The organism is Phenylobacterium sp. 58.2.17 (assembly GCF_026411515.1).
GTDB lineage: Bacteria > Pseudomonadota > Alphaproteobacteria > Caulobacterales > Caulobacteraceae > Phenylobacterium.
On sequence record NZ_JAPMTQ010000046.1, the window covers coordinates 16,344 to 29,696 of the forward strand.

The 13,353-nt window shown below is 69.5% G+C and carries 15 protein-coding genes; 6 read left to right on the forward strand and 9 right to left on the reverse strand.

From position 1 onward, the window contains the following. Positions 1-16 precede the first annotated feature (16 nt). The 3 genes from OUA97_RS19895 (at position 17) to OUA97_RS19905 (ending at position 2,779) form a co-directional block, all read left to right on the forward strand. Positions 17-460, forward strand: coding sequence for a MarR family winged helix-turn-helix transcriptional regulator (locus OUA97_RS19895; protein WP_267233774.1), 444 nt, complete (start codon positions 17-19; stop codon positions 458-460). Between the two features lie 48 nt (positions 461-508). Next, positions 509-1,429 (forward strand): bifunctional helix-turn-helix transcriptional regulator/GNAT family N-acetyltransferase, encoded by a 921-nt coding sequence (locus OUA97_RS19900; protein ID WP_267233775.1) that lies wholly within the window; start codon positions 509-511, stop codon positions 1,427-1,429. Positions 1,430-1,510: 81 nt separating this feature from the next. Further along, the gene (locus tag OUA97_RS19905) at positions 1,511-2,779 is read left to right on the forward strand and encodes a sulfatase (RefSeq protein WP_267233776.1); all 1,269 of its coding nucleotides are present in this window, start codon (positions 1,511-1,513) and stop codon (positions 2,777-2,779) included. A gap of 9 nt (positions 2,780-2,788) precedes the next feature. On the opposite strand, the gene OUA97_RS19910 is transcribed toward OUA97_RS19905, so the two are convergent. Continuing rightward, positions 2,789-3,190 carry a DUF6481 family protein gene (locus tag OUA97_RS19910; protein ID WP_267233777.1) on the reverse strand — a complete coding sequence of 134 codons (402 nt, stop codon included), beginning with the start codon at positions 3,188-3,190 and terminating at the stop codon, positions 2,789-2,791. Positions 3,191-3,255: 65 nt separating this feature from the next. Here OUA97_RS19910 and OUA97_RS19915 point away from each other — a divergent pair, with 65 nt between their 5' ends. After that, a complete protein-coding gene (locus tag OUA97_RS19915; RefSeq protein WP_267233778.1) occupies positions 3,256-3,891 on the forward strand; it encodes a DUF6134 family protein in 636 nt (211 codons plus the stop codon). On the opposite strand, the gene leuB is transcribed toward OUA97_RS19915, so the two are convergent. From leuB to leuC, 7 genes are read right to left on the reverse strand one after another with little or no spacing between them, the layout of a single operon-like run. Then, positions 3,888-4,940: a 3-isopropylmalate dehydrogenase gene (gene leuB, locus OUA97_RS19920; protein ID WP_267233779.1), complete on the reverse strand. Its 1,053-nt coding sequence runs from the start codon at positions 4,938-4,940 to the stop codon at positions 3,888-3,890. The genes OUA97_RS19915 and leuB overlap by 4 nt on opposite strands. Before the next feature lie 27 nt (positions 4,941-4,967). After that, complete coding sequence (locus OUA97_RS19925; RefSeq protein ID WP_267233780.1) at positions 4,968-5,270, reverse strand: putative quinol monooxygenase; 303 nt, start codon at positions 5,268-5,270, stop codon at positions 4,968-4,970. Continuing rightward, a complete protein-coding gene (gene leuD / locus OUA97_RS19930; RefSeq protein WP_267233781.1) occupies positions 5,267-5,878 on the reverse strand; it encodes a 3-isopropylmalate dehydratase small subunit in 612 nt (203 codons plus the stop codon). Before leuD ends, OUA97_RS19925 begins: the two co-directional genes overlap by 4 nt. Next, positions 5,878-6,774: a hypothetical protein gene (locus OUA97_RS19935; RefSeq protein ID WP_267233782.1), complete on the reverse strand. Its 897-nt coding sequence runs from the start codon at positions 6,772-6,774 to the stop codon at positions 5,878-5,880. Before OUA97_RS19935 ends, leuD begins: the two co-directional genes overlap by 1 nt. Further along, on the reverse strand, positions 6,771-7,622 hold the full coding sequence (locus OUA97_RS19940; protein WP_267233783.1) for a VOC family protein: 852 nt from the start codon (positions 7,620-7,622) through the stop codon (positions 6,771-6,773). The genes OUA97_RS19935 and OUA97_RS19940 overlap by 4 nt, the downstream gene beginning before the upstream one ends. Then, positions 7,619-8,335 (reverse strand): hypothetical protein, encoded by a 717-nt coding sequence (locus OUA97_RS19945; protein ID WP_267233784.1) that lies wholly within the window; start codon positions 8,333-8,335, stop codon positions 7,619-7,621. The genes OUA97_RS19940 and OUA97_RS19945 overlap by 4 nt, the downstream gene beginning before the upstream one ends. 2 nt (positions 8,336-8,337) lie before the next feature. Further along, complete coding sequence (leuC, locus tag OUA97_RS19950; protein WP_267233785.1) at positions 8,338-9,762, reverse strand: 3-isopropylmalate dehydratase large subunit; 1,425 nt, start codon at positions 9,760-9,762, stop codon at positions 8,338-8,340. A 192-nt stretch (positions 9,763-9,954) separates the two neighbouring features. Here leuC and OUA97_RS19955 point away from each other — a divergent pair, with 192 nt between their 5' ends. Then, positions 9,955-10,857 (forward strand): LysR family transcriptional regulator, encoded by a 903-nt coding sequence (locus tag OUA97_RS19955; protein ID WP_267233786.1) that lies wholly within the window; start codon positions 9,955-9,957, stop codon positions 10,855-10,857. Positions 10,858-10,864: 7 nt separating this feature from the next. Further along, positions 10,865-11,404 (forward strand): hypothetical protein, encoded by a 540-nt coding sequence (locus OUA97_RS19960; protein WP_267233787.1) that lies wholly within the window; start codon positions 10,865-10,867, stop codon positions 11,402-11,404. Between the two features lie 53 nt (positions 11,405-11,457). Here the strand turns inward: OUA97_RS19960 and polA are convergent. Next, positions 11,458-13,353: DNA polymerase I (gene polA / locus OUA97_RS19965; RefSeq protein ID WP_267233788.1), on the reverse strand; the 1,896-nt coding region annotated here is incomplete at its 5' end.

A 13,353-nucleotide genomic window follows, 5' to 3' on the forward strand; every position in this document is an offset into this window, starting at 1 on the left:
GCGACAATCTGCTGCCATGGAAGCCTCCGCCGACGCCGTCCTGCGCCTCGTCGACGCTGTGGGAAGCGCAGCCGAACGCTTCGCCCAGCTTGAGGACAGGATGCTGTCCGACACCGGTTTCACCGGCGCGCGGATGCGGATCGCCGCGGTGCTGGCGCCGGACGCGACCCGGACCGCGCCGCAGATCGCCCGCAGCCTGGGCCTGACCCGCCAGGCGGTGCAGCGGGTGGCCGACGATCTCGCCGAGCGTGGCCTGGCCGAGTGGCTTGAGAACCCCGACCACCGCCGCGCGCGCCTATTGCGGCTGACGCCGGCCGGGCGCGCGGCCTATGGCGAGGCCTTGCAGCGCAAGGTGCTGTGGGCCCAGGGCCTGTCGGAGGGGCTGACCCCCGCCTGGCTGGCGGTGGCGACCGAGCTGCTGGGCCTGATGACCCGGCGCACGGGGGCGAAGGCGCGATAGTTGACTCAGTCAACTAACCGTATTTCCCTTGTCCCGTGAGGAGTTTCCATGCTGCCCAGGGATCCCGTCGCCGCCGTCCGGCGCTTCAACCGCTTCTACACCCGGCGCATCGGCGCGCTGGACGAAGCGCACCTCGGGTCGCCCTACACCCTCGCCGAGATGCGGGTGCTGTACGAGGTCGCCCAGGCCCCGGACGGGATCACTCCGAAGTTGCTCGCGGCCCGGACGGGCATGGACAACGGCTATCTCAGCCGGGTGCTCAAGCGCTTCGAAACCGAGGCCCTGCTGACCCGCCAGACGTCGGCGACCGACCGGCGCAGCGTCTCGGTATGGCTGACCTCGGACGGCATCCATGCCTACAACCGCTGGCTCGGCTCGGCCCAGGGCGCGGTGGAGGGGATGCTGGGCTCGCTGAGCAGCGTCCAGAAAACCAAGCTCACCCGGGCCATGGCCGAGATCGAGCACCTGCTCGAGGGGGCGGCCGCCGGAAAGATCGTGCTGCGCGGTCACCGTCCCGGCGATATGGGCTGGATCGTCCATCGCCATGGGGCGCTCTATGCGCGCGAGTATGGCTGGGATGAGCGGTTCGAGGCCCTGGTGGCGCGCATCGCCGCCGATTTCATCGACGGGTTCGATCCAAAGCGCGAACGCTGCTGGATCGCCGAGCGCGACGGCGAGCCGCTCGGCTGCATCGCTCTGGTGAAGGGCGAGGCGGAGGGGCAGGCCAAGCTGCGCCTGCTGCTGATCGAACCGTCGGCGCGGGGCCTGGGGCTCGGCAAGCGGCTGGTCGCCGAGTGCGTCGCCTTCGCCCGCAAGGCCGGCTACCGCGAGATCACGCTGTGGACCCAAAGCATCCTGACCGCGGCGCGCGCGGTCTATGCCGGCGCCGGATTTCACCTGGTGGAGAGCCATCCCGACGAACTCATCGCCAAGGGCCTGATCAGCGAGACCTGGGTCCTCAAGCTCTAGACTCTTGAGCTCGGAGCATCCGCTTCGGCGAACAAAATGCTCCGGGGTGACAACGCTCCCGGCCGGCCTAGAGTGCGCGTCATGCGCAAACCCAACTTCATCGTGATCCTCGCCGACGATCTCGGCTACGGCGACCTCGGCTGCGACGGCGGCAAGGTGATCCGCACACCGCACCTGGACCGCATGGCGGCCGAAGGGGTCCGACTGACCGACTTCTACGCCTCGGCCAATGTCTGCACCCCCTCGCGGGCCGGCCTGCTGACCGGCCAGTACGCGATCCGCAACGGCCTGGCGCACGAGGTCATCCAGCCGGCCGACACCACCGGCCTGCCGCCGGAGGCCCTGACCATCCCCAAGGCGTTGGGCGAGGACTACGCCAGCGCCCTGATCGGCAAGTGGCACCTGGGCCATGTGGCGCCGCACTGGCCGCCGATGGTCTATGGGTTCGACCGCTTCTACGGCCTGCCCTACAGCCACGACATGAAGCCGCTGGCGCTCTACGACAGCGCCACCTCGCCGATGACCGAGAGCAAGGCGGACTTCGCCAAGCTGACCGAGTGGTTCTTCGCGCAGACCATCGCCTTCGCCGAGCAGAACCAGGACAAGCCGTTCTTCGTGCTGCTGGCGCTGACCGCGCCGCACATCCCGCTGAAGCCGAACCCCGACGACCTGACCGGCTCGCCCGGCGGCGCCTATGGCGAGGTGGTCGAGGAGATCGACCTGAATGTCGGGCGGCTGCTGGACAGGCTGAAGGCGCTGGGCCTCGACGAGGACACCATGGTGGTCTTCACCTCGGACAACGGGCCGTGGTTCGAGGGCTCGTCCGGCCCGTTCCGCGACCGCAAGGGCGGCTCGGCCTGGGATGGCGGCTTCCGGGTGCCGTTCATCGCCCGCCAGCCGGGGACGCTGCCGGCCGGGACCGTCAGCAACGCTCTAGCGAGCAACCTGGACCTGCTGCCGACCCTGGCGGCGATGGCCGGCGCGCCCGCGGTCGAGGATCGCGAGTTGGACGGCGCGGACCTGTCAGCCGTGCTGAAGGCCGGGGCGGCCTCGCCGCACGAGGAGATCGTACTGTTCGACAACGCCAAGGTCGCGGCGGTGCGCACGCCCCGCTGGAAGTACGTGGCGCGGTCCTACTACCGGACCTACGACATCCCGCTGGACGGCTATCCGCTGCTGTTCGACATGGATATCGACCCGGGCGAGAGCTACAGCGTAGCGCGCAACTTCCCGGACGCCGCGGCGGACATGCGCGCGCGGTTGGAAAGGGCCAGAGCCAAGTACGAACCGATGGCGGACGCGTTCCCGCCGCACGTGGCGCCGGCCTCGGCCGCCGACCACCCGGACTGACGGATCAGTCTATTTGCGGCGTTGCTTGCGCGCGGCGTAGCGGGCGTCGCGCGCGGCCTTCTGGGCGGCGCGCAGCTCCAGCTCGGCGGTCTCGGCGTTAAACGCGTCGATCTCGCGCTTGAGCGCATCCTGCTCGGCCTGAACGCGTCGACGTTCGGCGCGCTCGATCTCGCGCTTGGCGCGGAGCTCGGCCAGTTCGTTGGCTTTGATGGTGGCGCGGTCGGTGCCCGGTTCGGCCGTGACGGTGGGTTTCACCTTCATCTTGGCCAGGAGGGCCTTCTTGGCTTCGAGGGACGCAGTCGCGCGGTCTTGGAAAGTGCTGTTCTTAAGATAACTCATGCGGGCGTCCCCATCTCCCAAATCGCGGGAAAATGCAATCGGGGGATCGTGCGTTTGTTCGCCGCGGCGCATCCGTGTGGCGCGGATGCACGTATCTCTCGGAGAGGCGCGCCAGCGCCGGTCCCGGGAGAGCCGCCATGGACTCGATTTCGCGCAGAACCGCTGTGGCGATGGGCGTTGCGTTGTTCGGCGCGCCGCGGGCCGTGGCGGCTGATAAGCTTGCCTTCACGGTGTTCCGGAACGGGGTTCGGGTCGGCGAACATGAGATGAGCTTTTCCGGCGCCGCCGAAGATGTCGCGGTCCGCACGGAGGTGTCGCTGGTGGTCAAGCTCGGGCCGGTTCCAGTCTATCGTTACACCCACCGGGCGCTGGAGCGCTGGCGCGGCGGCCGCTTTTCCAGTCTCGAGACGACCACCAACGGTAACGGCAAGCTGCAACGGGTGGCGGCGCGGCGCGGCGCCGACGCGGTGGTGATCGAAACCGCGGATGGGCTGGTCAAGGCCCCCGCGAACGCAGCGCCGCTGACCCACTGGAAAGCCGCTGTGTTGAGCAGCCCGCTGTTCAACCCGCAGGAGGGCAAGCTTCTGCGGCTGACGGCCCGGCGGGCGGGCGTCGAGCAGGTCAGGCTGGCCAGTGGCGAGCTCATCTCCGCCACCCGCTGGAGCCTGCGCGGCGAGAGCCAGATCGACAACTGGTACGATCAGGGCGGCGCCTGGGCCGCCCTGCGCGGCCGTCTCACGGACGGCTCGACGATGGAGTACCGGCGGCTCTAGAGCGCCGCGAGCACCGCGTCGCCCATCTGCACGGTCGAGAGCGAGCCGCCCAGGTCGCGGGTGCGGGCCCCGCCCTCCAGCGCCTTGACCACGGCGGCGTAGAGCTTGTCGGCCGCCTCGGCGCGGTCCAGCGACCAGCGCAGGGCCATCTCCAGCGACAGGATCGCGGCCAGCGGGTTGGCCAGGTTCTGGCCGGCGATGTCCGGGGCCGAGCCGTGGATCGGCTCGTAGAGGCCGGGCTTGCCGGGCGCGCCCAGGGCGGCCGAGGGCAGCATGCCGAGCGAGCCGGTCAGCTGGGCGGCGGCGTCCGAGAGGATGTCCCCGAACAGGTTGTCGGTGACCATGACGTCGAACTGCTTGGGATTCTTGACGATCTGCATGGCCGCGTTGTCGGCCAGGATGTGCTCGAGCTCGACGTCGGCGTATTCGCGCTTGTGGAGGTCGGAGACGACCTCGCGCCACAGCAGGCCGCTATCCATGACGTTGGACTTCTCGGCTGAGTGGACCTTGTTGCGGCGGCCGCGGGCCAGCTCGAAGGCGACGCGGGCCACGCGCTCGATCTCGGCGGTCGTGTAGACCTGGGTGTCGACGGCGCGCTTGCCGCCCTCCGGCAGCTCCTCGATGAAGCGCGGCGAGCCGAAATAGATGCCGCCGGTCAGCTCGCGGACGATCATGAAGTCGAGGCCTTCGACCAACTCGCGCTTGAGGCTGGAGGCGTCGGCCAGGGCGTTGAAGCACAGGGCCGGGCGCAGGTTGGCGAACACTTCCATGCCGGCGCGCAGGTTCAGCAGGCCCGCCTCCGGGCGCTTGTCGCGCGGGGCGCCGACCCACTTGGGACCGCCGACCGCGCCCATCAGCACGGCCCTCGACGCCTTGGCGGCGGCCAGGGTCTCGTCGGTCAGGGGCAGCCCGTAGGCGTCGTAGCTGGCCCCGCCGAACAGCCGCTCCTCGATGGCGAGATCCGGGGTCAGGGCCTCGGCCACGCGGCGGACCTGCGCGGTCACTTCCGGGCCGATGCCGTCGCCGGGCAGGAGGAGCAGGTCGGTCATGTGGGAACCCCCGTAAAAGTCACGCGCCTAGAGCTGGCGTTCGGAGGCGATCTCGTAGGCGAAGAGCCGGCGATCGGAAACCCCGAAGGCGGGCCAATGGCTGCGCCAGGTCGCCATGTGCGGCGTTTTGAAGTGGGCGTCGAGCGCGGCCTGGTCGCGCCAGGCCTCGAACACCCGGATCAGGCCGGGATCGAGCACGTCCTCGGCGTAGGAATATTCGAGGCAGCCGTCCTCGGCGCGACTGGCGTCCAGCATGGCGCGCATGTGCGGCCGGAAGTCCGCCAGGACCTCCGGCGGCACCCGCACCGTGCCGGCGATGATCAGGCTCACGCCCGCTCCAGCCAGGGCTGGCTGATGGCGCGCTTGCCTTCGAAGACGTCGATCGACGGCGCGGCCTGCAGGGTCTCGCCGATGGCGTCGAGGCCGTTGAGCATCTTGTCCTTGCGGGACGGGTCGATCTGGAAGCTGAAGGTCTTGCCCGACGGCGAGACCACGGTCTGGGCCGCAAGGTCGACCGTGACCATGTGGTTGCCGCCCTTGGCCTCTTCCATAAGGTCCTGAACTTCCTCGGGTTTCAGGACCACCGGCAGCAAGCCGTTCTGGAAGCAGTTGCTATAGAAAATGTCCGCAAAGCTGGTCGAGATCACGCAGCTGATCCCGAAATCCATCAGCGCCCAGGGAGCGTGCTCGCGCGACGAGCCGCAGCCGAAATTGTCGCCGGCGACCAGCACGCCGGCGCCCTTGTACTCCGGCCGGTTCAGGACGAAGTCGTTCTTTTCCTTGCCGTTTTCGTCGAAGCGAAAGTCGTAGAACAGGCCGCGGCCCAGACCCTCGCGCTCCACGGTCTTGAGGAACTGCTTGGGGATGATCTGGTCGGTGTCGATGTTCGCCAGCGGCAGCGGGGCGATCTTGGCGTCGAGACGGGTAAAGGCTTGCATCAGTCGGTCTTAGCAGGAGTTTGAGGTTGGGTCTGCGTGATGGTCCAGCGCTCGACGCGGGTGATGTTGTCGGCGACCACCGTCGAACTGCATTGAACGTTCAACGCCAGTCCGGTCGCGATGTCGATCTCATGACGACATTCCTCGTGCTGGTCAAAAGCCAGCTTGGCTACGGACTCTCGCAGCGCCTCGGCCTGTTTGTCAGTCAGGCCGTCGAACGATGCGGTTGCGATGTCGGCGACGCCGCGTTGGGCGGACTTCGGGTCTATCGCTTGCCGCCAATGGATGACGGCGCGGTTCGCCGCCCGATCGCGCGTGATCAGCGTATAGCTGCCCGTGGCTGTCATCGGAGAGCCGCCGAAAGGGCTCTGCAAGCTCCCCTCGTAGGCGGTCGCCTTGCCAGGTTTGAGCGACATGCCTTGACTGATGCTGGTTCTGCGAACGTCGCGCATCGCCAGCTCTTCGACCATTCCCTTGAAGATGGCGGCCTTGCCTGGTCCCACCGCCGCCGGGTCGGGGGAATTGGGCGTGGTGCGTTTGAGCATGGCCGCGACGGCGTCGCGGACTTGAGCCTCGTTGCGTATTCCGGTCGGCTGAAGGGCTTCATCGACCGTGAGTTCGACCGGCACGCCGAGGTTCAGAGCCTGGACGGCCTCGTCCGGGACGCCTTCCCGCCCCCCGATCGACACCTGGCGGACGGTGACGACGCCCGGCGCCCAGACCAGCTGGGACGTCGTGGTGGTGCCGACGATCTCCTTCACGCCGGCGCGGTCGGTCTCGATCGTGTGGTCGACGGTCATCGTCCACGTCGCGCCATCGTCCAGCCGCACCGGGAATTCGTCGGCGGCGGCCGAGGTTGCGAGCGCTGCGGCCAGCACCGCCGCGGCCGGCTTCACGGCCGGGCGCCCTGCGAGATGAGGAGGGTCGGGGCGGACGCAACCCCTGATCGTATCGTGCAGACGCGGGTGCCAGGCTTTCGGCCGGTTTTCACCTCGGAAACGTCGAAACCTGCCGAAGCGATGCGGGCCTGGGCGGCGTCGATGTCGACCACTTGCCAGGCAAGGCCTCCGAAGCTGTCGGGCGCGTCGAAATCCTGCCGATCGAGGCGCGAGGCGAACTCCACGACGCTATCGGCGCAGCGGAAGAATAGCTGCCGAACCTTCCAATCGGGGTTGGAGCGGTCGAGGCGCAGGTCGAGCCCGAGCTTGGCGCCGTAGACCGCCAGGGCGCGGTCGGGGTTGGGGGTGTAGATCACCACGTGGTCGAGTTGGGCGATCGGCGCCTCGCCGGTCGGCTCCGACAGCGGCCAGGCGACGCCGTCGCGCGGCGGGGCGGCGAGCAGTATGTTGATCCCGCCCACGGCGGCGGCGTCCAGGGTGCTGGTCGTCCAGTAGCGCTTGCGGCCGTCGTCGTGGGTCGAGCGCACCGGATGCGGCGCCGAGCCGCCGATGCCGCGGCGGGCCAGCAGGGTCTGGGCTGCCTCGATGTCGGGGGTGGTGAAGGCGATCGCCCAGATCCCCTCGCCGTGGGCGTCGAGATGGGCGCGGATGGTGTCGCCGAACGCGCCCTCGCCGTGCGGGGCGATGACGTCGAGCGCCATGTTGGGCAGCTGGAACCAGGCGTGCCGCGCCCCGCCGTCGCCGCCGACCCAGTTGGGGGCGACGCCGAGCAGGCGGGTGTAACCGTCGATGGCGGCCGGCAGGTCGCGGACCGCCAGGGCGATGTGGTCGAGTCCAGAGATCACGGCGTGGTCCAGTAGGTAGGAGCCTCGGGCTCGGGTTCGCCCGGGTCGAACAGCAGTCGCAACGAGGCGATCACGAAGGTCGCGCCATAGGCGAGCAGCAGCACCAGGCCGGCCGCGCCGAAGCCGACGCGCCAGCGGCGCTGGACGGCGGGATCGACCAGCTGGCGGCCGTCGGCGCGCAGGCCGAGCACCTTGCCGTTCAGCACCTCGACCTCAAGATGGGCGCCGCGCTCAAGGCGCATCAGCGGGAACGGGCTGCCGCAGTTGCGGTCGATGCGACACGGCAGGATCAGCGGGCTGGCCGTGGTTCCGAGATTGATCCCGAAGCTGCGGCCGAAGGCCCCGACCCTGTCGATGTGTTCGAGCTGGCCGGCGACCGTACGGGTGGGGCCGAGATCGGCGCGCAGGCCGGCGGCGATCAGCCAGATGCCGGCGGCCAGGATCGGCGCGCAGAGCGCGACCATCGCGACCTCGACCGGCTTGTCGAAGCGGTCGCGGTCCTCGAAGGCGGCGAGGTTCTGGCGCATGCGGAACACCACGGCCAGCAGTCCGACGACCAGGATGTAGCCGCCGACCAGCATCAGCGGTCCGATCTGGCCCGGGCCGCGGCCGAACATGCCGCCCTCGCCGAGGAAGGCGGCGGCCATGGCGCCGAGGCCGGCGCAAAGGATGGGAAGCCCCCACCAGACGAGAAAGCTGGTGCGGGCGCTCATCATCACATGAAATCCCTGACGTCGGCGATGTGGCCGGCGATGGCGGCGGCGGCGGCCATGGCCGGGCTCATCAGATGGGTCCGGCCGCCGCGGCCCTGCCGGCCCTCGAAATTGCGGTTGGAGGTCGAGGCGCAACGCTGGCCGGGGGTGAGCCGGTCGGGGTTCATGCCCAGGCACATCGAGCAGCCCGGTTCGCGCCAGTCGAAGCCGGCCGCCTTGAAGATGGCGTCGAGGCCTTCTTCCTCGGCCTGGGCCTTCACCAGGCCCGAGCCCGGAACGACCATGGCCCGGACGTGATCTGCGACGATCCGGCCGTGGACGAAGGCGTGCTGGACGACCTTGGCCGCCTCGCGCAGGTCCTCGATGCGGCTGTTGGTGCACGAGCCGATGAACACGACGTCGATCTTGGCGTCCTGGATCGGCTGGCCGGCGGTCAGGCCCATATATTCGAGGGCGCGGGCGGCCGAGGCGCGCTTGTCCGGGGTCGCGAAGCTGTCCGGATCCGGGGCGACGTCGGTGACGGCGATGACGTCTTCCGGCGACGTGCCCCACGTGACCAGCGGGGCGATCTTGCCGCCGTCGATGACGACCTCGCGGTCGAACGTCGCGTCCGCGTCGGTGAACAGCGTCTTCCAGTAGCCCATGGCCATTTCCCAGGCCCCGCCCTTCGGCGCGGCCGGCCGGCCGGCCATGTAGTCGAAGGTCGTCTGGTCGGGCGCGACCAGGCCGGCGCGGGCGCCGCCCTCGATGGTCAGGTTGCACAGGGTCATGCGGCCTTCCATCGACAGGGCGCGGATGGCTTCGCCCGCATACTCGATGACGTAGCCGGTGCCGCCAGCGGTGCCGATCTCGCCAATGATGGCCAGCGCGATGTCCTTGGCCCCGACGCCGGGCGCCAGGGTCCCGTCGACGGTGACGCGCATGTTCTTCGCCTTCTTCTGGCGAAGCGTCTGAGTGGCCAGCACGTGCTCGACTTCCGAGGTGCCGATGCCATGCGCCAGGGCGCCGAACGCGCCGTGGGTCGAGGTGTGGCTGTCGCCGCAGACGATGGTCATGCCCGGCTGGGTGCGGCCCTGCTCGGGACCGACCACGTGGACGATGCCGTTGCGCACGTCGCCCATCGGGAAGAACTCGATGCCGTTGTCCTTGACGTTGCGCTCAAGCGTCTGCAGCTGCAGACGCGCCTCGTCGTCGGCCACGGCGGCGACGCCCTTGGCCTGGCCCTCGGTCGGGATGTTGTGGTCGGCGACCGCAAGCGTGCGGTCCGGGCGGCGCACCGGCCGGTGGTTGGCGCGAAGGCCGGCGAAGGCCTGCGGGGTCGTGACCTCGTGAATGAGGTGCAGGTCGATATAGAGGATCGTCTCGCCGTCTTGTTCCTCGACGACGTGGGCGTCCCAGATCTTATCGTAAAGCGTCTTTCCAACCATGGCCGGCATCTAGACCCTTTCCGGTTCAGGTGGGAACACCTGAACCTGATAAAAAAGACCTACGGCATTTAGGGGAGAGCGTGAGCGTCGCTTCAACCGGCCTTGACCTGTTGTCACGCGCCCGCGTCTTGCCGGGGTGGAAAGCGCGGGCCTGCATTTGCCGATCATTGCAGATCGGCTATTCATAAGCGCATGGCGAACGCCGATTGGGACCTGTTCCAGAGCCTGCATGCCGTGCTCCAGGCCGGCAGCCTGTCGGCGGCGGCGAAGGCCCGTGGCCTGACCCAGCCGACGCTGGGCCGCCACATCGAGGCGCTGGAGCAGAAGCTGGGCGCGCCGCTGTTCCTGCGCTCGCCCCGCGGCCTCACCCCCACGGACCTCGCCCGGCAGCTGGAAAGCCACCTGGCCGAGATGCACGCCGCAGCCGCCGCGGCGCTGCGCGACGCCTCCGGTTCGGCCGAGCAGCTCAAGGGCGCGATCCGCATCACCGCCAGCCAGATCATGGGCGCCGAGGTGCTGCCGTCGATCCTCGGCGCGTTCCGCCGCGAGCATCCGGAGATCGACCTCGAGCTGGTGCTGTCGAACCGGGCCGAGGACCTGTCGCGGCGCGACGCCGACATCGCCGTGCGCATGGTCCGGCCGACCCAGGGCGCGCTGGTGGCGCGCAAGGTCGGGGCGATCGGGGTCGGGTTCTACGCCTCGCCCGACTACATCGCCTGCTTCGGCGCGCCGCAGACCCTGGAGGAACTGACCGGGCACACGGTGGTCGGGTTCGACCGCGAGACCCCGGCGCTGCAGGCCCTGGCCGACCTGGAGCTGCCCTGGGCGGTCAGCCGCGAGCTGTTCGCCTTCCGCTCGGACAACGACCTGGCTCAGATCGCCGCGATCCGCGCCGGGGTCGGGGTCGGCGCCTGCCAGCACCAGATCGCCCGCCGCTACGGCCTCACGCCGCTGCTCTCCAACGCCTTCGGGTTCGAGCTGGAGGTCTGGATCGCCATGCACGAGAACCTCAAGGGCCACCGGCGCATGCGGCTGATGTTCGATCATCTGGTGGCGGGGTTCCAGGCGTTCATCGCCGAGGGCCGCGGGGCATAGGTCCGCCATGCCGGCGCGCATCCACATCGTCGGGGCCTCCTCCTCAGGCACGACCACGCTGGGAACGGCGCTGGCGGTGCGGCTGGGCGCGGCGCACCTCGACACCGACAGCTTCTTCTGGGAGGCGACCGACCCGCCGTTCACCGCCAAGCGCCCCGAGGCCGAGCGGGTGGCGCTGATGGAGGCGGCGCTGGCGGGAGCGGACGCCTGGGTGATCTCCGGCTCGCTGATCGGCTGGGGCGACGTGTTCGTCCCGCGCTTCGACCTGGTGGTCTTCCTGCACGTGCCGCACGCGGTGCGGATGGAACGGCTGATCGCGCGCGAGCGCGAGCGCTACGGCGCGGCGATCGAACCGGGCGGGGCGATGCACGCTGCGCACCTGGAGTTCCTGGCCTGGGCGCAGGCCTATGAGACGCCCGGCTTCCCGGGGCGCAGCCTGGAGCGGCACCGGGCCTGGCTGGCGGGGCTGTCCTGCCCGGTGGTCGAGATCGCTGGGACACCGAGCCTGGACGAGAGCGTGGCGCGGGTGCTGGCGGCGGCGGAATAGGAGCAGCTTTTTCCTCCCCCGCTGCGCAGGGGAGGAAAGGGGGCGGCGAAGTCCTAGTGCGCGTCGTCCCAGTTGGCGGCGGCGCGGGCCTCGACGACGAGCGGCACGGAGAGGGCGAGCGCCGGTTCGGCGGCGCGTTCCATGATCTTGCGGACCACGGCGATGGTGGCTTCGGCTTCGGCCTCAGGGGCCTCGAAGACCAGTTCGTCGTGCACCTGCAGCAGCATCCGCGCCTGCAGGTCCGCGGCCTTCAGGGCGGCGGGCATGCGGATCATCGCCCGACGCATGACGTCGGCGGCCGCGCCCTGGATCGGGGCGTTGATCGCCGCGCGGTCGCCGAAGGCGCGCTCGGCCTGCGACTTGGAGTTCACCGCCGGGATGTGGACCTTGCGGCCGAAGATGGTGGTCACGAAGCCCTGGGTCCGCGCCGCCTGCTTGGTGCGGTCCATATAGGCGCGGATGCCGGGGAAGCGTTCGAAGTAGGTCTTGATGTAGGCGCCGGCCTCGTCCTGCGGGATCGACAACTGGTTGGCCAGGCCGAAGGCCGAGATGCCGTAGACAATGCCGAAGTTGATCGCCTTGGCGCGGCGGCGGGTCTCGGACGGCATGCCCTCGATCGGCACCCCGAACATCTCCGAGGCGGTGGCCGCGTGAATGTCGTGGCCCTCCATGAAGGCCTTCTTCAGCTGCGGGATGTCGCCGACATGGGCGAGGATACGCAGCTCGATCTGGCTGTAGTCGGCGCTGATCAGCACGTGGCCCGGCTCGGCGATGAACGCCTTGCGGATCTTGCGGCCTTCTTCGGTGCGGATCGGGATGTTCTGCAGGTTCGGGTCGTTGGACGACAGCCGCCCGGTGGTGGTCGAGGCCAGCGCATAGGAGGTGTGCACCCGGCCGGTGCGCGGCGCGATCGCGGCGATCAGATTGTCGGTATAGGTGCCTTTGAGCTTGGACAGCTGGCGCCAGTCGAGCAGCACGCGCGGCAGTTCGTGGCCCTGGGCGGCCAGCTCCTCCAGCACCGAGGCGTCGGTGCCCTGTGCGCCGGTGGCGGTGACCCGCTTGGAGGCCAGGCCCATCTCGCCGTACAGCACCTCGCCGATCTGCTTGGGGCTGCCGAGGTTGAACGGGCGGCCGGCCAGGCGGTGGGCCTCGGCCTCGAACTCGCCCATCCGCACCGAGAAGTCGTTGGAGAGTTTGCGCAGGGTCTCGGTGTCGACCTTGATCCCCTCGTTCTCCATCGCCGCCAGCACCGGCGGCATGCCGCGCTCCAGGGTCTCGTAGACGGTCAGCAGGCCTTCGTGCGCGAGGCGCGGGCGCAGGTGCTGATAGAGGCGCAGGGTGACGTCGGCGTCCTCGGCCGCGTAGCTGGTCGCCGGCTCCAGCGGCACGTGCTTGAAGCTCTTCTGCGACTTGCCGGTCCCGGTGACCGACGAGAACTTGATCGGCTCGTGCTCCAGCCAGCGCTTGGAGAGCTCGTCCATGCCGTGGCTTTTGTGCAGGCCGCCCTCGAGGGCGTAGCTGATCAGCATGGTGTCTTCGATCGGCGCGACCTTGATCCCGTGCCGGTCGAGGACGGCGATGTCGTACTTGGCGTTCTGGGCGACCTTGAGCACCGCGGCGTCTTCGAGCAGCGGCTTGAGGCGGGCGATCACCGCGTCCAGCTCCAGCTGCTGGATCGCCTCGGGGGCCTCGAACTCCAGACCGCCGGTGCTCTCGTTCTCGTGGCCGACCGGGATGTAGCAGGCTTCGCCCGGGGCCACCGCCAGGGAGACGCCGCAGAGGGCGGCGTTGGCCGAGGACAGGGCGTCGGTCTCGGTGTCGAAGGCGACGACCCCGGCGGCCCTGGCCCGCGCGATCCAGGCGTCGAGGGTCGGCATGTCGCGGACGCAGACGTACTCGCTGACGTTGATCGCCGCGGCCGCCGGCGCGGCCGGCGGCCGGGCGGCGGG